Source organism: Dyella sp. 01N36, from assembly GCF_056399745.1.
Genome location: NZ_JBFTRY010000052.1, coordinates 1 through 19,944 on the forward strand (window position 1 = coordinate 1; position 19,944 = coordinate 19,944).

The window sequence follows — 19,944 nt, forward strand, 5'->3', positions numbered from 1 at the left end:
GCGTTTCATGGAGCGTGCACGCAGCGAATGGCTGCGTGCCCTGGGCATCAACCAGTCCGTGGTGAAGGAAAGCACCGGCCTGGCCTTCCTGGTCCGCGAAATGCAGATCGACTTCCTGCGCGCGGCCCTGCTGGATGATGAACTGGCGGTAAGCGTCGAAGTCAAAGAACGGCGGGCAGCCAGTATCCTTTTCGCCCAGACGATCCGCCGGGCGGACGGCGCGGAGCTGATCCGCGCGAAGGTGCGCGTGGCGTGCGTCGATGTCCGCCGCATGCGTCCGGTGCAAATTCCGGCCGATCTTATCCCCGGCCTTTTCCCTTAAATAAAAGTACGTGTGCTGGAGGACCTTCGAGCAATGAACGGTGGAGTCAATATTTTCAAACTGGTCGCGGAAGCGAGCATCCTGGTCCAGTTCGTCATGCTGGCGCTGCTGGTGCTCTCCTTCCTCTCGTGGGTCATCATCATCCGCAAGGTGTCGCAGCTGAAGGCGGCGATGGAAGAGGCGGAGAGCTTCGAGGAGCGCTTCTGGTCCGGTGCCGACCTCGCCCAGCTGTTCCGCGAAGTGAGTAATCGCGGCGCCAGCAACGGCGGCCTGGAAAACGTGTTCGAGTCGGGCTTTCGCGAGTTCGTGCGCCAGCGCCAGCGCCGCGTGCATGACATGCGCGTGGTGATCGAAGGTTCCGAGCGCGCCATGCGCGTGGCCGGCACCCGCGAAATCAACCGCCTGGAGCGCAACCTCGAGTTCCTCGCCAACGTCGGCTCGATCAGCCCCTACGTCGGCCTGTTCGGCACCGTCATCGGCATCATGGGCGCCTTCCAGGGCCTGGGCGAAATGAAGGACGTCACCATCGCCGTGGTGGCTCCGCACATTTCCGAAGCGCTGATCGCCACCGCGATGGGCTTGTTCGCCGCGATCCCGGCGGTGTGGGCGTACAACCGCTTCGCCAACAAGGTCGAGCGCGTCGCCTCGCGCTATGAAGTGTTCCAGGAAGAATTTTCTTCGGTGCTCCAGCGTCAGATCCAGACCGACGAAGCGGCCTGAGGGATTCGATCATGCGAAGCTCTGCGCGCCACAAGCGCCTCAAGCTGAAATCCGAGATCAACGTCGTTCCGTATATCGACGTGATGCTRGTGCTGTTGATCATCTTCATGGTCACCGCACCGATGATCAACAAGAACGTCGACATCAACCTTCCGCAGGCGAACGCCAAGTCGCTGCAGGACAAGAAGGATCCGGTGATCGTCGCGGTCGACCAGAACGGGCAGCTTTATCTCACCCTGGGTACCGAGAAGCGCCAGCCGATCGATGTGGACACCATGAAGACCAAGGTCGGTGCGTTCGTCAAGGCGAACCCCGATGTCAGCGTGCTCGTCGCCGGTGACCGCGACGGCAAGTACGACGGTGTCTATCAGGTGCTGGCCGACCTGCAGCAGGCCGGCGTCGCCAAGGTCGGCCTGATGAGCGCACCGGAGTCGGGCAAGAAGAAATGAGGGAAGACACCCCCAAGGGCACGTCCAAGGCGGTTGTCCTTTCCGCCATCCTCCATCTGGGCATCGTGGGTTTCCTGATACTCGCGGTGGTGCCGTGCTCGTTCTACGAAAGCCTGTTCGAGACGCTGCATCTGCCGGCGAGCTGGAACCCGATCGCYTGCGCCAAGCCGATCCAGCTGCAGGGCGAAATCATCGAAGCCACCCTGGTGGGCCCGACCGGCGCGCCGCCGCCGAAGGCTGCCCAGGCCAAGCCGACGCCGCCGACCGTGCCGCCGCCGCCTTCGATCCCGCCGCCGCCTTCGGAAGAAACCCCGAAGATCAAGACCTTGCCGCCGCCGCCCGAGCATCCCGATACCAAGGATCAGGAGAAGGTGGTGGCCGATGCGGCAGAGAAGGCCGAAGACGCCAAGAAGGAACAGGAAGAGAAGCAGCGCCAGCGCGCGGCCGAATTGGACGCCCAGGCGGCCAAGCACAAGCTGGAAGAGCAAAAGAAGCTCGACGAGCTGTTCGCCAAGATGGACGCGGCCGACAAGTCGGTGAAACAGGCCCAGAGCAAGGCGAACCAGGCCAAGCAGCAGATGCAGGACCTGAAGAACGCCCAGGACAACGGCCTGGACAATGTGCCGGTGGCAGCCCAGCGCCAGACTGGCCAGAACGGCCCTGATGCCGGCCTGCTGGCGCAGTATTTGGCCGCGATTCAGAACGCGGTCACTCAGAATTGGCTTCGCCCGGATAACATGCCCAACACACCGTGCACGGTGCATATTGTGCAGTTGCCAGGAGGCGACGTGATGAGCGCCAAGGTCGACTCCAGTTGTCCTTACGACGAGGCCGGCAAGCGCTCCATCGAAAACGCGGTGCTGCGCGCGCAGCCGTTGCCCTACAAAGGCTTCGAAAGCGTGTTCCAGCGTCAAATCGATTTCACTTTCAGACCGCAGTGATGGACCCCATGCGCAAACTGACCTTCAGCTACTCCTTCGTTCTGCTCCTGGTAGCCGCCTTGTTCGCGGGTCCCGCAGCAGCCCAGCAGACCCAGTCGCTCAACGTCGACATCGTCGGCGGCACGGCGACGGCCACGCCGATCGCCGTGGTGCCGTTCGCCCAGGCGGGCGGGGCGCCGCTGCCGACCGACATCGCTGATGTCATCCGCAACGACTTCAACCGCTCCGGCAAATTCCGCTCGCTGGCCAAGAGCGAAATCGTGGAGACGCCGTCGAAGGGTGCGGACGTCAACTTCGCCACCTGGCGCCTGCTCAAGCAGGACTACCTGACCATCGGCCGCATCAGCGATGCCGGCGGCGGCATGATGCGCGTCGAGTACGAGCTGTGGGACGTCAACAAGCAGCAGAGCCTGCTGGCCCAGGCGTTCACCGCGCCGGCCGGTGACCTGCGTGGCGTCGCCCATCAGATCGCCGATGCCATCTACGAGAAGATCACCGGCGTGCGTGGCGCGTTCTGGACCCGCATCGCCTACATCACCGCGGTGGGCCTGGGTAACAACACCACCTACTCGCTGATCGTGGCCGATTCGGACGGCTATAACCCGCAGGTCGTGGCCCGCTCGCGCGAGTCGCTGCTGTCGCCGTCGTGGTCGCCGGATGGTCGCAAGATCGCCTACGTGTCGTTCGAAAGCGGCAACTCGGCGATCTATGTGCAGGACGTCACCACCGGTTCGCGTCAGCTGATCTCGGCCCGCGCCAAGGGCATCAATGGTGCGCCGGCCTGGTCGCCGGATGGCAGCAAGCTGGCCCTGGCGCTGTCCTATCAGGGCAACCCCGAGATCTACGTGATGGACGTGGGCTCCCGCGCGGAGACCCGCCTCACCAACAACCTGGCCATCGATACCGAGCCGCGCTGGACGCCGGATGGCCAGAGCATCATCTTCACCTCCGACCGCTCGGGCCGCCCGCAGCTTTACCAGATGTCGGCCGGTGGCGGCGGGGCTGAGCGCATCACCTTCCAGGGCCAGTTCAACGCCAACGCCTCGATCAGCTACGACGGCAAGCAGATCGCGATGGTGCAGGGCAACGGGAACGTGTATCGTATTGCCATTATGGACCGCAGTCTGGGTGGGCAGGTGCGCTTCATCTCGCCGGGTCCGATCGACGAAACACCGAGTTTCGCGCCAAACGCAAGCATGCTGCTGTATGCCGCCTCTGAAGGCCGCCGTGGTGTGCTGTATGCCGTGTCCGCCGACGGCCTTGTCCGTCAGCGACTGGTACTTGCAGATGGCGATGTGCGCGAGCCGGCTTGGGGTCCCTATCGTCAGCGATAAGCAGTTCWTGCCGTGACGCGTAAGCGTCACGGCCATGTGATCCGGGCGTGAAGTCTTGGACGACACGGATGGATCAAACAGCTTGCCGGCCGTGGCAATCCGTCGCGGAAGGCGGGCCAGGCGGCGCGAGACAGCGCACCGCCGGCATCAAAATGGCAAAATAACAGCCGGTCCACCGGCGAAAACTGTCCCGTAACCGCAATCATTATTGACTGTCGGAACTCAAACCTGTTTGAAGGAACGTCCACCATGAATAAGACCGTTCGCGTCGCCCTGGTCGCCCTGCTCTGCGTTGGCGCGGCCGCATGCTCGAAGAAGCAGGAAGTCAAGCCGCAGCCGCAGCCGGAAGCGCCGATGACCACCCCGGCTCCGTCGACCGCTGGCAAGTACACCCCGGCCGATCTCGATACCGACGCCTGCCTCCGTCAGCGCGTTGTGTACTTCGATTTCGACAAGGACGAAATCAAGCCTGAGTTCCAGCAGATCATGGCTTGCCATGCCAAGTACCTGCAGGATCGCCCGATGGCGCAGATCCGCCTCGAGGGCAACACCGACGAGCGCGGCACCCGTGAGTACAACCTGGCCCTCGGCGAGCGTCGCGGCAATGCCGTGTCCAGCGCGCTGCAGTCCAACGGCGGCTCGGCCAGCCAGCTCAACGTGATCTCGTACGGCAAGGAAAAGCCGGTGTGCCGTGAGCACAACGAAGATTGCTGGAGCAAGAACCGTCGCGTCGAGATCGTCTACACGGCGAAGTAATGAAGAAGCGACTGGCTAACAGCTTTACAGCCAGGATGAGCATGGCGGGCGCAATCGCGTCCGCCATGCTTTTTGGCGCCTCCGTGCACGCACAGGATTCCCGGCTCAGCCTCGCCGACCGCGTATCGCGACTCGAGCAGCAGGCGCAGAGCCAGCAGAATCAGGGTGGCACCACGCTGGTCAACCAGGTCCAGGCACTGCAGTCCCAATTGCAGCAGATGCAGGGCCAGATCGAGGAACTGCAGCACCAGTTGCAGGAAGCCAACGACAAGAACAAATCGCAGGCCACGGATTTCGATTCGCGCCTGGGCCGCCTTGAAGGCGGCGCCGGTGCAGCGAACGCAAATGCGGGGAATGCCAATCCCAATACCGCGCCGGCTGCCAACGCCGCGCCGCCTCCGCCCGCTGTGACGCCACCGGCAGCGGCCGGCAAGGGTGCTGCTGGCGCGGCAGCAGTGAAGGGCGATGCCACCGCGCAGGCCGCTTACGACGATGCCTTCAAGTCGCTGCGTGCCGGCGACTATGTGAAGTCCTCGCGCGATTTCCGCAATTTCATCCAGCAGTACCCGGACAGCTCCTTGCTGCCCAATGCGTTCTATTGGCTGGGCGAGTCCTACTACGCCACCAGCAATTACCAGGTGGCGATGGAAGCCTTCCAGCGCCTGATCAGCCAGTTCCCGCAGAGCGAGAAGGTGCCCGACGCCTTGCTCAAGGTCGGCTACAGCCAGATCGAACTCAAGCAGGTCGATGCCGGCAAGGCCACGCTGAAGAACGTCACTGCGAAGTACCCCGGCTCCAAGGCCGCTGGCCTGGCACAGGAGCGCCTGCGCCGCCTGCAGGCCCAGCCGGCCAACTGAGGTAGTGGTTGTGACTGGCAGTAGCACGAGCGTGGCACCCACCACGTCGACGCAGGCGCCGGCTGAGCGCCTGCGCATCACCGAAATCTTCCATTCGATCCAGGGCGAAGCCGATGCCATCGGCTGGCGCACCGTGTTCGTGCGCCTGACCGGCTGCCCGCTGCGTTGCGTGTGGTGCGATACCGAGTATTCGTTCTACGGCGGCGACTGGCGCGATATCGACGACATCATGGCCGAGGTCGCTTCGCACGGCGCGAAGCACRTGTGCGTAACTGGTGGCGAACCGCTCGCGCAGAAGCGCTGCCTGATCCTGCTCAAGCGCCTGTGCGATGCCGGCCACGACGTGTCGCTGGAAACTTCTGGCGCGCTGGATGTCGCGCAAGTCGATCCGCGCGTGCGCAAGGTGATGGACCTCAAGGCGCCCGATTCGGGCGAAGCCAAGCGCAACCTGTGGTCCAACATCGAGCACTTGCTGCCGCATGATCAGGTGAAGATCGTCATTGCCAGTCGCGCCGACTACGAGTGGGCGCGCGACGTGGTCGCCGAACATGATCTGGTCAAGCGCTGCATGGTGCTGTTCTCGCCCGTGCACGGCGCAATCAAGCCGCGCGACCTGGCCGAGTGGATCATCGAGGACAAACTGGATGTGCGTTTCCAGTTGCAGCTGCACAAGCTGCTGTGGAACGACGAGCCAGGACACTAAAAGCTCGGGCGAGTGGTGTGAGACGAGCATGAGAGCGGGCGCTTGAACGTGCCCGATGCATGGCTCATCGAACGTCGCTCACTCGGCTCTCCGCGCTTCGGCCTGTGTTGCCGACGGTGCTAAATCGGCCGGATCACCGGCCTGACTCTTGAGTGGATTTCTCCCATGTCCCAAGCAACTCCCCGCAAGGCCGTCGTACTCGTCTCCGGCGGCATGGATTCGGCGGTCACCATCGCCATCGCCCGTGAACAGGGTTATCAGGTGCATGCCCTGAGCGTGGCCTATGGCCAGCGCCACAGTGCGGAACTGGCCGCCTCCGAGCGCGTATCCGGCCTGCTCGGCGCGGTCGAGCACAAGACGGTGCAGGTGGACCTGCGCACCATCGGTGGCTCGGCGCTCACCGCCGACATCGACGTGCCGCTGGATCAGACCGGCGAGCAGGGCATTCCGGTCACCTATGTGCCGGCGCGCAACACCATCATGCTGTCGATCGCCCTGGGCTGGGCCGAAGTGCTCGGTTCCACCGATATCTGGTGCGGGGTGAACGCGGTGGACTATTCGGGCTACCCCGATTGCCGTCCGGCCTTCATCGAGGCCTTCGAGCAGCTGGCCAACGTGGCCACCAAGGCCGGCGTGGAAGGCGCGGGCATCCGCATCCACGCGCCGCTGATGCGCATGAGCAAGGCCGATATCGCCCGCGAGGGCCAGCGCCTGGGCGTGGATTTCTCGGAGACGGTGAGCTGCTATCAGGCTGACGCGCAAGGGCGCGCCTGCGGGCATTGCGATGCCTGTGTGCTGCGTTCCCAGGGCTTCAAGACTGCCGGATTGCCGGACCCCACCCGTTACGTCTGAACGCTCTTGCTTGTGCCCAGGGCGCCCAGCCCATAAAATATCGGGCTGGCTTTTGACGCATGGGTCGTTAGCTCAGTCGGTAGAGCAGTAGACTTTTAATCTATTGGTCCCGAGTTCGAATCTCGGACGACCCACCAAAAGATCTCGGAGACCCGCGGCGACGCGGGTCTTTTTTTGTCTGAAACAGGGGCGAGTTCAGCTCGCCTGGCGCCAGGCCGGCGCGGCCGGCTTCTGCGCAGTGGCGCTGGAGTGGCGTTCCATCACGGGCATGCGCGGCAGGTCGAACCAGAAGGTGCTGCCGCGGCCGGGCTCCGAACGCAGGCCGATGCGCGTGCCCAGCAGTCGCGCCAGGCGTTCGGCAATCGCAAGGCCCAGGCCGTAGCCGCCGCGGCGTTCGCTTTCGCCGGCCTGCAATTGCACGAATTCCTCGAAGATGCGCTGCTGGTGGATCACGGCGATGCCCGGCCCGTTGTCGCGCACCTCGATGCGGATGGCCTGGCCGCGACGGCGTGCCGCGATCAGCACGCGGCCTTCCGGCGCGTTGGCGATGGCATTGCTGGCCAGCTGATAGAGCAGGCTGGCGGCCACGTCCGCATCGCCGTGCAGCTGATGGTGACTGCCGCGCCATGCAAGCGTGACGTGATGCTGCAGCGCTTCGTGATTGAGCGAGGTGCGATCGCGCATGAAGAGTTCGGCGGCGGTGAAGCCGATCGGTTTCACCGCGATCACGCCGGCGTCGAGGCGCGAGATTTCCAGCAAGGCATCGAGCAGGCGCGTCATCGAGGCGATGCTGTGGCGCATCTGCTGGAACGGCGACTGCGGCTCGTTGCCCCCGTTCTGGTCGAGGCCGGCGGCGAACAGTTCCAGCGCCTGCAGCGGCTGGCGGAAGTGATGGCTGACCAGCGCGATGAACTGCGATTTGCTGCGTGTGGCGGCCTGGCTCTGTCGCAATCGATCGAGTGCCTCGACCGCGTTGTCGTGCTGCATCGTGCTCCAGTCGCGGCGCTGCGCTTCCTGCAACTCGGACAGGCGCTGCAAGGTCTTGCGCAGTTCGAGAAACTCCGTGCTGACCGGCGTGTCGTCGATGTGCGGATGCCTGGCATTGACCAGTTCATGGACGGCGTAGCGGACCTGCGACAGCGGTTCGAGCACGCGGTGGCGTATCGACACGCGCGCCAGCCATGCCAGCACCAGGATGCCCGTGGCGCACAACGCACCGAGCAGCCACACCATGGCCTGCGCCTTGCGCAGGGGTTGGGTGTCCACATCCATGCTCACCCACGTCGAGATGTTGCCCTGCGGCTTCACCTCGCTGCGATAGGTAGCGCTGTCGGCGCTCGCTGCGCTGCCGCTGCTCCACAGGCGGCCGTCGGAGCCGTGCAATTCCACGCGCAACACCTGGTCGGTCTTTCCGTCGTGCAGGGTTCGATCGAGCGCCGCCTGCGGCGATACGCCTTCGGCGAGCGCCAGTTCACCGGCAAGCCGCGCCAGGCGCAGGCTTGCGGCAGCATCCACGCGCTCGGCCAGGCTGTGCGTCTGCTGCAGGCACAGCGCCAGGATCAATGCCAGGGCGGCAATCGTGCTGGGCAGGACCACATCAATGAACAGGCGGGGCAGCAGATGCGCTCGCGGCTCCATGCGTCAAACCTCCCGGTCGCAACGGCGCACCGGCGGCAGGCAGTCGTGCCGGCGTCGGGGCTTTGAGTACAGACAGTGGCAGGTTGACAGCATCACGCGGGATCCCGGCAGGGAACAAGTTGGTTCGATGGGCGCACCGCTTCACGCAAGCGCCCTGATTGGCACTCTAAAGAATCCAGTACGCCCCTTCGATACACAGTTCGATCTAGCGCGAGGCGCCATAGTGCTAACGGACTATGGGTCGAAAGTGTGACGTGGTGCACTGCAGAACGGTTCAGCATGACGGCGGCCGCAATTGGCGTTACCTTGCCACCCGCACGCCCACCCCGGGCGGATCGGAGAAGTCCATGTCTTCACGTTGTCGCTGGTTGATTGCGGTTTCCCTGCTGGGTCTCACCGGTGCTGTCCTGGCGCAGGACATTCCCTCCAATATCCCCAAGCGCAAGCCTGGCCTGTGGGAAATGCAGACCTCCGGCATGGGCGGGCAGGCGCAGACGACCAAAGCTTGCCTGGACGCCGATACCGATACCGCCATGTACAAGATGGGCACGCACATGAGCGGCCAGATGTGCAGCACGTTCAAGATCGATGTGCAGGGCAACAAGGTGATCACCGATGCCGTGTGCAAGATCAATTCGCCCAGCGGCGAGGTCAATATGACCAGCCACAGCGAGACCAACTATCAGGGTGATTCGGCGTATTCGACGCAGGGCCACATCAAGTACGACCCGGCGATCATGGGTCATGCCGAGATGACCATGACCAGCAGCGGCCATTGGATCGGCCAGTGCGCGGCGGGGCAGAAGCCGGGCGACATGATCATGCCCAATGGGCAGACCTTCAACATCAAGGATATGCCGGGGCACTGAGCCGGCGATGTCTACGGGGTGCTGGGCGCCATCAGCTGGTGCACCAGCGCCTCGTGTTCGGCATCGATCTTCTTGAGCCGCGTCTGCATGGCTGCGTCGCTCACCCATTGCGCGCTATAGGCGCGGCGCCGGTCGAGATTGAATTCGATGTCGGCAAACGGCACCAGGGTCTCGTTGCCGGCCGGTGAGAAGCCGCTGATGTCGTGGATCAGGTGCAGCTTGGCCAGTTCCGCCTGGGCGTTCTTGCCCTTGGCATAGGAAGTAAGCGCCGCGGCCACCCGCTGGCGCAGTTCCGCCGGCAGATCGGTGCGGATCACCACCACGGCATGGGGAATCAGGCTGGACGTCCATAACACGCGCAGGCGTGCGTACTGATCGGGAAAGCGCTCGGCAAAGCGCTCCATGTCGGCAGTGTTGTTGGAAGCGACGTCGGCTTCGTCGTTGGCCACCGCCAGTGCATTGTTCTGGTGGTTGTCCACCGTCACGCCGGCAAAGAAGGTGTCCGAGTCCAGCCGTCGGTTGGCAAAGACCTGGGTCTCGGGCACGAGATAACCGGACACCGACAACACTTCGCCGCGCGCATAACGCAGCTTGCCCGGCTGGCGGAACAGGTCGTCGAGGTTGCGGATGGGCGAATCCTTGGCCACCAGCAGCACCGAGTAATAGCCACGCGAACCGTTGCTGCGCGTGAGTTGGGCGATGACCTGCATGCGGTCGTGGATGACTGCATCGAGCGCCAGCCGGCCCGACACAAAGGCGAAGTCCACGCGCTCCTCGGCCATGGCCTGGCCCAGTCCCTCATAGGTGCTGACCGAGAGACTACGGATGGGCAGATGCAGCGTACGACTGAGGTCGTCCAGCATGGGACGCCAGGCCGCCAACGATTCGGACGGGCCGCCGATCGGCAGGATGCCGAAGGTCAGCGCATTGATGTGGCCGCTGTGCTGCGGCGCTTCGGCAGCGACAGCCGATGTACCGATGACGGCGAGCAGCAGGGTGGCCGCGCACAGCAGCCTCAGGAAACCGCGCCGCTTTGGCCTGATGCGTGGGGCGGCGATGGCGGCCTTCGGCAGCGCAGGCTGGCCGATGGGCCGCGAAAACTGTCCGTCTGTGCTGTTCTCGGCGAGTGCATCCGGAGCGAGGCGCATAGGCGGGCGGGCTACCGTCGGATCAGCGGCGTGGCGATCAGAGGCCGCTGATGCGGCGCGAGGCCACCACGGCCTCGACGCGGTTACGTACATTCAGCGCGCGGAAGATCGCCGCCAGATGGATCTTCACCGTGCCCTCGCTGATGCCCAGGTCGCGGGCAATCAGTTTGTTCGGCTTGCCCTGCGAGAGCAGGCGCAGCACATCGATCTGGCGTTCGGTGAGCAACTTGCGCAGCCGCTCTTCCAGTGAGTCGGCGCCGGGCGGCAGCTGCGACGCCGTGGCGGGCGGCGGTGTCGGCACCGTGCCGTCCACGCGCTCCTGCAACAGCAGCGGCGGCACGTAGACGCCGCCGGACAGCACCAGGCGCACCGCCGACAGCATCACGTCGGGCGAATAGGCCTTGGGAATGAAACCCTGCACACCCATGGCCAGCAGGCTCTTCATCAGCGCGCCGTCCTCCGAGCCGGACAGCACCATCACCGGCACGTGAGGCAGATGTTCGATCACTTCGGCCAGGTGCTCGCTGCCCTGGACGCCCGGCATGGCCAGGTCGATCAGCGCAAGCGACAGCGAAGGCGCCTCCGGCGAATGGATGGCCTCGCGTAGTTCAGCCATATCCATGGCCATCACAAAATCAGTGTCCGGCCCAAGCTCGGCCAGCTTGAGCTTGACACCCTCGACGATCAGCCGATGGTCGTCTGCGATCAATATGCGCATCTCATTCCCCATGGCGCTGTACGGTAATCCCATCACCGCACGTCCGCCTACGCAACATAGCCCCAGCCAGTTCGCGCGGCAACCACAAAGCGCGTACGAACGGCATAGCCTCAACGAGATATGGCCCCTCGCCGCGCCAATCGTGAAAATGCCGCCGCGATCGGGGGAATCGCTCATCGATACCGCCGCTGGGTGGAAGCGGAGCGTTCGGGTCGTGCAAGCCGTTGGCACGATCCACCGCATACCTAGAGACTTGGCACCAGATGAATGACACGCAACGCGCCACCGGCCTGCCCGAGCCACTGCGTGCTGTGCCCAGTCTTCCCCCGAAACCCGTTGGAACCTCCGGCATGCGGGATCTAATGCCCGCGACGGCCGGTTCGCCATGGATGGCCCTCTTCCCCGGAGACGCGCTCGTCTCCGGTTTTTCGGGCTGGGTCTCATGGCGGGCACTGCTTGGTCGGCACGACGAGGCGTATCGTCGTAGACTTCGGCGCTCATCCCCGTCCGACGCGGCAACGTGGTCCGGCGGGGGCAATGGAGCGACATGCAACAGGCTTTGACGGCTATAGGTGCCATGCGGCTGCTGGAATGTTTTGCGCCTCTGTTCGCATATGGCCTGCTGATCGACGAGCAGGCCACCAGTCAGAATCTCTCCGACGACGAATTGCCGTCCGTGCACGCTCGCGCAGTCGCCCTGGTGGAACAAAGCCGCGGCGCGGCGTTTGCGCGCGGCAAGCTGCTGGCCCAGGTCGAGCTGGCGGCGTTTGCCGTCTCGGCATGGTTTGACGAAGTAGTCACGCGTCACGGCGGCTGGCGCCAGGTGACCCCGCTGCAGCAGACACTGTTTCGTACCGGCGGGGCGGCCACCGAATTCTTCGACCAGCTCGGTCGCCTTGGCAGCAGCGACGATGAAGTCCGCGAAGTGTTCAGCATGGCGCTGTTGCTTGGCTTCGCCGGCCAGTATTACTACGAGCAGGGCGACAGCGGCGAACTGGGACGCATCAAGGCGCTCTACTGCCCGGCCAGCACCGGTGCGGCGAATCTGCTGCAGTCCTTGCAGCGCGAATCGGTGACGCCGCAACCCTATATGACACCCGGTTCCCCTGTACTGCGCCTGCCCGTGAGCTGGATGGGGCGCCGGCTCGCGCAGCTGGTGGCGGCGCTGGTGGTGGTGTTGGTATTCGTCGCTTTCGTGGCGCCGCTTTTCAGCCATGCCTTGTCCGAGCAGGCATGGTTCACCAGCAGCCTCATCGTGGCGGCCTTGGCGGTGGTGGGCTGGATCAGCGTGCTGGCCTGGCAATCTCTGGTGATGATGCGCGCCCATACCCGCGTGGCCGACAGTACAGAAGCAGGCTATGGCGTCGGCAGCATCTCGGCGGCAGTGAAGGACGCGGCCCGACGCCTGCGTGGCGCCATCCTGCATCCGTTCCGCCGCCGCGGTCGCTGGCGACAGCTGTCGCGGCACCCCTGGTTGCTGTTTGTGGGCGATAGTGCGGCGGATGTCCGTTCGTTGTTGCAGGCCGCCGCCGCTGCACCGCATGCGCGCGAGCTGGCGCGAGCCAATGACACGCGGCCATGGCATTGGTGGGTGTTTCGGGCGCTGGTGGCGATCGAGCCCGGTCCGCGGCTTTCGCATCCGCATGCCACCGTTGGCGATGGCGATGCGCCATGGTCCAAGGCGCTGGCCCTGCTCGCCAAGGAGCGTCGCAAGCTTCCGCTGGATGGCATGGTGATCTGCATCGCCGCGCAGAGCCTGCGCGAGCCCGACGGCGCTGTCGCCGCACATGCCGATCGCCTGCATCGCCTCGCCGATGAAGCCACGCGTCGCCTGCAATTGCAGTTGCCGGTGTATGTGGTGGTGACGGGGCTGGAGGCCTTGCCGGGACATGCGGCGTTCCGCTCGGCGCTGCCCTTGTCGGTGTTTCGACGCGTATTGGGCTGGCGCCACACCGCGGTGCTCGAAGACGGCGTGCTCGATGCGCGCGTGGAATCCCATGCCGACGCCGTATCCGATCGCCTGCTCGCCATCGCCCAGGCCGTGCTGGCGAGCGAGCGCGATCCACGCCGGCGTCGCGAGGCCTTTGCCTTCCTGCAGTCCCTGTACGGTGTGCAGCGTGGATTGCGCAGTTTCCTCGAACGGCTTCAGGCGAACGAAGTCCATGGCGAGCGCCGTCTGCACTGGCAAGGTCTGTACGTGACGGGCGGCTCGCGCAGCGATGCGCCCAACGGCGATTTCGTCGACGACTTGTTCAATCGCTTCCTGCCTGCCGACCGCGTGCTGGCGCGCCGCGTCGCTCCCAAAGGCTGAGCGCTTTTCAGGCGGTGGTGGCGCGCGAGGCGCTCCACGCGACCATCAGTGCTTCGCGCAGTTGTTCCGGCGACACCGGCTTGTAGAGCACGGGAATGCGCGCGGCCATGATTTCGCGCAGACGATCACTGCGCGTTTCGCCGGTGATGAGCAGGCGCGCGAAGGGCGGATTGCCGTCGATCTGGTAATGCGCATCCAGCGCGGCCAACACGTCCAGGCCGCTTTCGCCGTCGCGCAGGCGCAGGTCGGAAATCACGATATCCGGCGGCACGTTCCAATCTTCCGCCGCCTGCAACGCCTGCACGCGATCTTCGGCCACCGCCACTTCGCAACCCCAGCTGGACAACAGGTAGCGGATGCCCGAGAGGATGGCGGGCTCGTCGTCGATCACCAGCACGCGCATGCCCGATACATCGGGCGAGGCCTCTTCGACGCTCGCGGCGATGTGCTGCGCGGGCACTTCGGGCAGGTGGAAGCTGAAGACGCTGCCACGCCCGGGCTTGGATTTGAGTTCCACCTGCGTGTCGAGCAATTCGGCCAGGCGTTGCACGGTGGCAAGTCCCAGGCCGAGGCCGCGCCGGCGACCCACATCGTGTTCGTTGCTGTGGCATTCGACCCGGTAGAACTCGTCGAACACGCGCACCTGATGCTCAGGTGCGATGCCGCTGCCGGTATCCCACACGTCCACGCGCGCTGTGCCGTCGGCACGCTGGCGCGCCACCACCAGCACACCGCCGCGGCTGGTGTAGCGAAGTGCGTTGCTCACCAGGTTGTTGAGGATGCGCGAAAGCATGGTGCGGTCACTGCGCACCCACAGATCGGTGGTGCGCATGATCAGCCGCAGGCCATGCTGCTCGGCGATCATGCGGAAATTGCGGCTGACTTCCTGGAACACCTGGTCGAGCGGGAACTCGGCAATCTCGATCTGCATGGCGCCCGTTTCCAGGCGCGACAGGTCGAGCAGTTCGCTGAACAGATGATCGAGTGCTTCCACGCATTCCTGGATATGCGCGATGCGGTCCAGGCGCACCGGGTCGCGTTCGTCTTCGGCAAGCGAGGACGAAAACAGGGTCAGTGCGTATAGCGGCTGGCGCAAATCGTGCGATGCCGCGGCGAGGAAGCGCGCCTTCGCCACGCTGGCCGCTTCGAGTGCGGCGTTCTTGCGCGCCAGTTCCACCGTGGCGTGTTCGATCTCGCGTTCCATGCCGCGCTGCACGTCGAACAACGCCATGGCGGCGCTGTTGAAGCCGCGCTGCAGTTCGCCGATTTCGGTCTGGTCGGTGACTTCCACTTCCACATGCCGGTCGCCACGACCCAGTTGATGCACGGCATCGACCAGGCGACGCAGCGGTGCGCTGATCCAGCGCGCGGCCTGCCACGCAATGATGGCGGCCACGAAGAGACTGATCACCAGCGCCACCAGCGCGTGGCGAAGACTGGCCTGCTGCATCGCAATCGCATCGCGCAGGCTCACGTCGACAACGACCGAGCCGAGCACGGGTTGCCCCGGGCGCTCGCTGTCGATCACGTCGCGCACCACGGTCAAGCCTTCGTTGTTATCGGCGCCGCTGCGGCCGAGGCTGTCGGCCAGGATCTCGCCGTCGGCAGCGCGTATCTGCACGCGGGCGACATGCGGCAGGTCGCTGATGGATTCGGCGATGCGCACCAGTTCGCGCCGCTGCATATCGCGCAAGGGTGCAGCGGTAACCGAAGCGGCCTGCGTCGCGATCGCATCGGCGGTGTTCTGCGCCATGCCGCGCAAGGTCATCACTTGCTGCGGCGCCAGCATGGCCACCAGCAAGGTGGCGGTGACCAAAGTCGGGATGAGTGTCACCAGGGCAAGCCGCTGCATCAGCGACGTGCGACGCCACCATTGCACTGTTCGCGAGTTGACCCCTGCACCCATCACGTCCCCTTGCACGCTGCATGCGTCAGGCTGAGCCAGCCTAGCGCGATTTCTCGAGTCAGGCAGCAGGCCGACTGGGGGCCTCCGAACGGGCTATGGCGCTTGTCGGTCTTACTCTGGAGGATGGCCCGCCCTGCTCGTCAGGGCGGTCTTGTGGCGTCGGCTGGTAAAGCGTTCCACCAGCAGCGGAACCAGGGCCAGCACCGCAATGGCGCTCAGCGGCATCCACACGCCGCGCTGCATCAGCAGCTCCGGGCCGAAATGGCCGTTGCTCTGCGCCAGAGCCGCGCCAAGGCCGGCACCAATGGACGTCTCGAAGATCAGCGAGACCGTACCGCCCAGCCAGCTGGCGCCCATGAACAGCCATAACGGACAGCGCAGCCAGGCCAGCGCCACCGTGATCAGGCCAAACGGCGCGATCGGCACAAAGCGCAAGAACATGGTGTAGGCCACGGGATGCCGCTCGAAACCATGGTGCAGCTTGTCCACCAGGGCGGGCGGATGCTTGCTCCCTGCACCAAAGGCATAGCGACTGGCCAGGAACAGGATCAAGGTGCCCAGGGTAAGCCCGATGGACGAGTAGATGCTGCCTTCCACCGCGCCAAAGGCGAAGCCGCCGGCGATGATGATGATGACCGTGCCCGGAATGCCGGTGGACATGGCCAGGGTAAGCAGGCCGATAAAGGTGATGCGGCTAAGCCACGGCGCCGTCCCGATCTCCTGGCGCAGCTGGTCCTGGTGCTGGACCAGCTGCTCCGGATGCAGCCGGTCCATCAGGCCGGAGCTGAACAAGGCGATGCCGGCTAACACCAGCAGGATCAGCGGAAGAGCGGCGCGCAGGCGGCTCAATAGTGCTGTCCACTCTGACCGTAGGTCGCCAGCACGCTGCGCGCCTCGTCGCGAAGAATGTCGCGGCGCACGGCAATGCCACGCTTTTCGAGCTCACCGATCCAGTCGGCCGGCAGCGGGCCTTCGTCGAACTCGGTAAGTTCTTCGACGTCTTGCGCACGCGCCCCGATCAGCAGCTCATCCACGCCGGCCCACACGGTGGCGCCATAACACTGGCAGCACGGCTGCGCGCTGGTGGCGAGCGCGTAGCGACCGCCGTCGGCGTTGAGCCGGAACGCGGCAAGTCGCTGCTGTGCGCTCATGTACGCCATCATTTCGGCGTGCGCTACCGAACACGTCTGCGGCACCACGCGATTGACGCCCACCGAGACCACGCGTCCCTGGCCATCGAACACCGCGGCACCGAACGGGCCGCCATGGCTGCGCTCGATGTTCAAACGAGAGAGTTCGATGGCAAGAGCCACGCGTTCCTCGTCGGTGATGTAGCGCTTTTGCGTATCGACCACTTCGTCGATCCACGGCGGCAGGGTCAGGTGTATCTGTTGACGCAGCATGCAACGTTCCTTGTGACGCGGATATCAACCCGCCTGCTTAACCCATGCATCACGCAGCGTGACGGTACGGTTGAAAACAGGTTTCTCCGAGCTGTGGTCGATGCGATCGGCGACGAAATAGCCGAGGCGCTCGAACTGGAAACGCTGCTCCGGATCGACGTTCGCCGCGGCCGGTTCCAGCCATGCCGTGACCACGCGCTTGGCGTCCGGATTGATGTGCTCGATCCAGGTCTTGCCATCGGTTTCATCGTCCGGATCGGCCACGTTGAACAAGCGGTCGTACACGCGCACTTCGGTGGCGACGCCGTGCCTGGCGCTCACCCAGTGGATGGTGCCCTTCACCTTGCGGTCGGCGCCTGGCATGCCCTGGCGCGACTCCAGGTCGAGCGAGCAGCGCAGTTCGGTGATGTTGCCGTCCGCGTCCTTCACCAGCTCGTCGCATTTGACGATGCCCACGCCACGCAGGCGCACTTCGCCTTCGGGCTTCAGGCGATGGAAACCCTTCGGCGGCACTTCGGCAAAGTCTTCGCGCTCGATCCACAGCTCGCGCGAGAACGGCACGTGGCGCGTACCGAAGCTCTCGTCCTTCGGATGGTTGGAGAAGGTGAGCTGTTCTTCGTGGCCTTCCGGCAGATTGGTGATCACCAGCTTGAGCGGGTCGAGCACGGCCATGCGGCGGGCTGCGGTCGCGTCGAGATCTTCGCGGATGCAGTTTTCGAGGATCGAGTAATCGATGATGCTGTTCTGCTTGCTCACGCCCAGGCGTTCGATCAGCAGGCGCAGGCCGCCCGGCGTGAAGCCGCGGCGACGCAGGCCGCGCAGCGTATTCATGCGCGGATCGTCCCAGCCATCGACCAGGTTCTCGTTCACCAGCTGGGCGAGCTTGCGCTTGCTGGTGATGGAGTAGGACAGGTTGAGGCGCGAGAATTCGATCTGTCGCGGCTTGGCCGGCTCGGTGCGGAAACCGCCTTCGCGCAGGTGCTGCCACAGCTCCGGATGGTTGACCAGGTCCACCTTGTCGACGAACCAGTCGTACAGCGGGCGATGGTCTTCGAATTCCAGCGTGCACAGCGAATGCGTGATGCCTTCCAGCGCATCGGACAGACAATGCGCATAGTCGTACATCGGATAGATCGGCCACGCGTCGCCGGTGTTCTGGTGCGTGACCTTGCGGATGCGGTAGATCGCCGGGTCGCGCATGTTCATGTTGCCGGACGTCATGTCGATCTTCGCGCGCAGCGTCTTGGCGCCGTCGGCGAATTCACCGGCGCGCATGCGCTGGAACAGGTCGAGGTTTTCTTCCACGCTGCGCTCGCGGAACGGCGAGTTGCGGCCGGGCTCCGTGAGCGTGCCGCGATAGGCGCGCATGTCTTCCGGGCTCAGGTCGTCCACATAGGCCACGCCGTCCTTGATCAGCTTGATGGCCGAGTCGTAGAACACCTCGAAGTAGTCCGAGGCGTGGCGCAGATCGTGCCACTCGTAGCCCAGCCAGCGCACGTCGTCCTTGATGCCTTCGACGAACTCCGGGTCTTCCTTGCCGGGGTTGGTGTCGTCCAGGCGCAGGTTGCACCAGCCGGCAAATTCCTTGGCGATGCCGAAATTCAGGCAGATCGCCTTGGCATGGCCGATGTGCAGGTAGCCATTGGGCTCGGGCGGGAAGCGCGTGCGGATGGCGTGATGCTTACCGGTGGCCAGGTCCTCGCGGATGATCTGGCGAATGAAATCCCTTTGTAGATCGGCGCGTTGACCCTCGGCCTGCGGGGCTGCAGCGGCGGAGGCAGTGGGTTCAACGGCGGCGTTTTCGGTGGACATCGGGAATCGAAGCTCGGTCGCGGTGGCGGAAACGGTGAAGTTTACCTCGTCCGGTACGTGGGGGTGTTTCGGCGGTTTTTCAGCGGCTGGCCGGGGCAGGGAAGAGGCTTGGATCCTCGGTGAACCGCGGCCTTCGCACCGGCAACGCTCAAGCAAGCGGCGCTTGCCGGAATATCGCCGCAGGGGTAGCGTGGCTGCCATGCGTATCGCGTACCGAGCCGAAAGCCTGATCGACGCCCACCTGGTGAAGGACGCGCTGGAGCGCGCCGACATCCCGGCCTTCGTCTCAGGCGAATACCTCACCGGGGCGGTGGGACAACTACCTGCCCTGGACTACGTAGCCGTGCTGGTTCCCGAAACCAGCCTGGCCGCCGCCGAACAAGTGGTGCGCGAGGTCGAACGGGATCTGCAGGAGGCCCGGCTGGCCCTGAACGACCCCGACGAAGACCCCGACGCGCCGCAGCCCGCCTTCTGCTGAACGGCGCGTTCCCCCTGCCGGCGGCGCCGGTATTCCGTTTGTCATGTCGCCCCGGCCCGTTTCGCGTGGCACGGTACCCTGCCGGGTTGCCGCCCGGCTGCTAAGGAGTCACACCCCATGGATGTCACGCTGCAACAGATCGCGTCATTGATTCGCGCCGTACCGGACTTTCCCAAGCCCGGCGTGATGTTCCGCGACATCACTCCGCTGCTGGCCGATGCCGGCGGCTTCGCCCGCTGCATCGATGCGCTGGCCGAACCCTGGCAGGGCAGTGCGGTACAGGCGGTATGCGGCATCGAATCGCGTGGCTTCATCTTCGGCGCGGCGCTGGCGCAGAAACTGCACGCGGGATTTGTGCCGCTGCGCAAGCCCAACAAGCTGCCGCCGCCGGTGGTGTCGGTGGATTACCAGCTCGAATACGGCGTGGATCGGCTGGAGGCGCGCAACGATGCCTTGCGTCCCGGCGAACGCGTGTTGCTGGTCGATGATGTTCTTGCCACGGGCGGCACCCTGGCCGCGGCGCGTGCGCTGGTGCTGAAGCTGGGTGCGCAGCTGGTGGGCGCCAGTGTGGTGATCGAGCTTGCCAGCTTGCAGGGGCGCGAGCGGTGGCAGGATGGGAGTGCGCCGTTGGAGGCGTTGCTGCGGTATTGATGGTTGATCTGTCGTCGTGGAGAGCGTCGCGCACAGGGTGCGCTCCCACAGGGAAGGGTGCCGCACCTTGTGGGAG

Annotated in this window: 20 protein-coding genes and 1 tRNA gene; 14 read left to right on the forward strand and 7 right to left on the reverse strand. The window is 64.8% G+C overall.

Features of this window, described 5'->3' with window-relative positions:
• From AC1DMG_RS10890 to AC1DMG_RS10935, 10 genes are all read left to right on the forward strand, one after another.
• A partial coding sequence (locus AC1DMG_RS10890) for a YbgC/FadM family acyl-CoA thioesterase (RefSeq protein WP_477180512.1) occupies window positions 1–322 on the forward strand: 322 nt, incomplete at its 5' end.
• Window positions 323–355: 33 nt separating this feature from the next.
• Window positions 356–1,042: a protein TolQ gene (gene tolQ / locus AC1DMG_RS10895; protein ID WP_121882443.1), complete on the forward strand. Its 687-nt coding sequence runs from the start codon at window positions 356–358 to the stop codon at window positions 1,040–1,042.
• 11 nt (window positions 1,043–1,053) lie between these two features.
• Window positions 1,054–1,491, forward strand: a complete 438-nt coding sequence (tolR, locus tag AC1DMG_RS10900; RefSeq protein ID WP_477176270.1) for a protein TolR — start codon at window positions 1,054–1,056, stop codon at window positions 1,489–1,491.
• Window positions 1,488–2,432, forward strand: coding sequence for a cell envelope integrity protein TolA (tolA, locus tag AC1DMG_RS10905; RefSeq protein ID WP_441603134.1), 945 nt, complete (start codon window positions 1,488–1,490; stop codon window positions 2,430–2,432). The genes tolR and tolA overlap by 4 nt, the downstream gene beginning before the upstream one ends.
• Window positions 2,433–2,440: 8 nt before the next feature.
• The gene (gene tolB / locus AC1DMG_RS10910) at window positions 2,441–3,766 is read left to right on the forward strand and encodes a Tol-Pal system beta propeller repeat protein TolB (protein ID WP_441603133.1); all 1,326 of its coding nucleotides are present in this window, start codon (window positions 2,441–2,443) and stop codon (window positions 3,764–3,766) included.
• A gap of 249 nt (window positions 3,767–4,015) precedes the next feature.
• The gene (pal, locus tag AC1DMG_RS10915) at window positions 4,016–4,522 is read left to right on the forward strand and encodes a peptidoglycan-associated lipoprotein Pal (RefSeq protein ID WP_441603132.1); all 507 of its coding nucleotides are present in this window, start codon (window positions 4,016–4,018) and stop codon (window positions 4,520–4,522) included.
• A 41-nt stretch (window positions 4,523–4,563) separates the two neighbouring features.
• Window positions 4,564–5,379: a tol-pal system protein YbgF gene (gene ybgF, locus AC1DMG_RS10920; RefSeq protein WP_477180513.1), complete on the forward strand. Its 816-nt coding sequence runs from the start codon at window positions 4,564–4,566 to the stop codon at window positions 5,377–5,379.
• Window positions 5,380–5,410: 31 nt separating this feature from the next.
• Window positions 5,411–6,082: a 7-carboxy-7-deazaguanine synthase QueE gene (gene queE, locus AC1DMG_RS10925; protein WP_477180514.1), complete on the forward strand. Its 672-nt coding sequence runs from the start codon at window positions 5,411–5,413 to the stop codon at window positions 6,080–6,082.
• Window positions 6,083–6,247: 165 nt separating this feature from the next.
• Window positions 6,248–6,934, forward strand: a complete 687-nt coding sequence (gene queC / locus AC1DMG_RS10930; protein WP_477176267.1) for a 7-cyano-7-deazaguanine synthase QueC — start codon at window positions 6,248–6,250, stop codon at window positions 6,932–6,934.
• 61 nt (window positions 6,935–6,995) lie between these two features.
• Window positions 6,996–7,071, forward strand: a tRNA-Lys gene (locus AC1DMG_RS10935).
• Window positions 7,072–7,129: 58 nt separating this feature from the next.
• Here AC1DMG_RS10935 and AC1DMG_RS10940 read toward each other — a convergent pair.
• The gene (locus AC1DMG_RS10940; RefSeq protein WP_441603128.1) at window positions 7,130–8,572 is read right to left on the reverse strand and encodes a sensor histidine kinase; all 1,443 of its coding nucleotides are present in this window, start codon (window positions 8,570–8,572) and stop codon (window positions 7,130–7,132) included.
• Window positions 8,573–8,919: 347 nt separating this feature from the next.
• On the opposite strand from AC1DMG_RS10940, the gene AC1DMG_RS10945 reads away from it, so the two are divergent.
• A complete protein-coding gene (locus AC1DMG_RS10945) occupies window positions 8,920–9,441 on the forward strand; it encodes a DUF3617 domain-containing protein (RefSeq protein WP_441603127.1) in 522 nt (173 codons plus the stop codon).
• An 11-nt stretch (window positions 9,442–9,452) separates the two neighbouring features.
• On the opposite strand, the gene phnD is transcribed toward AC1DMG_RS10945, so the two are convergent.
• Window positions 9,453–10,589 carry a phosphate/phosphite/phosphonate ABC transporter substrate-binding protein gene (gene phnD / locus AC1DMG_RS10950; RefSeq protein ID WP_477176266.1) on the reverse strand — a complete coding sequence of 379 codons (1,137 nt, stop codon included), beginning with the start codon at window positions 10,587–10,589 and terminating at the stop codon, window positions 9,453–9,455.
• 37 nt (window positions 10,590–10,626) lie between these two features.
• Window positions 10,627–11,307 carry a LuxR C-terminal-related transcriptional regulator gene (locus AC1DMG_RS10955; protein ID WP_441603125.1) on the reverse strand — a complete coding sequence of 227 codons (681 nt, stop codon included), beginning with the start codon at window positions 11,305–11,307 and terminating at the stop codon, window positions 10,627–10,629.
• Window positions 11,308–11,884: 577 nt separating this feature from the next.
• Between AC1DMG_RS10955 and AC1DMG_RS10960 the strand changes: the two genes are divergently transcribed.
• Entirely contained in the window at window positions 11,885–13,618 is a 1,734-nt protein-coding gene (locus AC1DMG_RS10960; protein WP_477180515.1) for a type VI secretion protein IcmF/TssM N-terminal domain-containing protein, read from the forward strand.
• Between the two features lie 7 nt (window positions 13,619–13,625).
• Here AC1DMG_RS10960 and AC1DMG_RS10965 read toward each other — a convergent pair whose 3' ends face one another.
• From AC1DMG_RS10965 to AC1DMG_RS10980, 4 genes are all read right to left on the reverse strand, one after another.
• The gene (locus AC1DMG_RS10965; RefSeq protein ID WP_477179610.1) at window positions 13,626–15,470 is read right to left on the reverse strand and encodes an ATP-binding response regulator; all 1,845 of its coding nucleotides are present in this window, start codon (window positions 15,468–15,470) and stop codon (window positions 13,626–13,628) included.
• A gap of 165 nt (window positions 15,471–15,635) precedes the next feature.
• On the reverse strand, window positions 15,636–16,373 hold the full coding sequence (locus AC1DMG_RS10970) for a TVP38/TMEM64 family protein (RefSeq protein WP_477178421.1): 738 nt from the start codon (window positions 16,371–16,373) through the stop codon (window positions 15,636–15,638).
• Window positions 16,370–16,927 (reverse strand): nucleoside deaminase, encoded by a 558-nt coding sequence (locus AC1DMG_RS10975; RefSeq protein WP_477165508.1) that lies wholly within the window; start codon window positions 16,925–16,927, stop codon window positions 16,370–16,372. Before AC1DMG_RS10975 ends, AC1DMG_RS10970 begins: the two co-directional genes overlap by 4 nt.
• 24 nt (window positions 16,928–16,951) lie before the next feature.
• Entirely contained in the window at window positions 16,952–18,739 is a 1,788-nt protein-coding gene (locus tag AC1DMG_RS10980) for a glutamine--tRNA ligase/YqeY domain fusion protein (RefSeq protein WP_477178420.1), read from the reverse strand.
• 199 nt (window positions 18,740–18,938) lie between these two features.
• On the opposite strand from AC1DMG_RS10980, the gene AC1DMG_RS10985 reads away from it, so the two are divergent.
• Together AC1DMG_RS10985 and AC1DMG_RS10990 are read left to right on the forward strand one after the other, a co-directional pair.
• On the forward strand, window positions 18,939–19,217 hold the full coding sequence (locus AC1DMG_RS10985; RefSeq protein WP_477178419.1) for a putative signal transducing protein: 279 nt from the start codon (window positions 18,939–18,941) through the stop codon (window positions 19,215–19,217).
• Between the two features lie 117 nt (window positions 19,218–19,334).
• Window positions 19,335–19,868 (forward strand): adenine phosphoribosyltransferase, encoded by a 534-nt coding sequence (locus tag AC1DMG_RS10990; protein WP_441603118.1) that lies wholly within the window; start codon window positions 19,335–19,337, stop codon window positions 19,866–19,868.
• The last annotated feature ends 76 nt before the right edge of the window (window positions 19,869–19,944 follow it).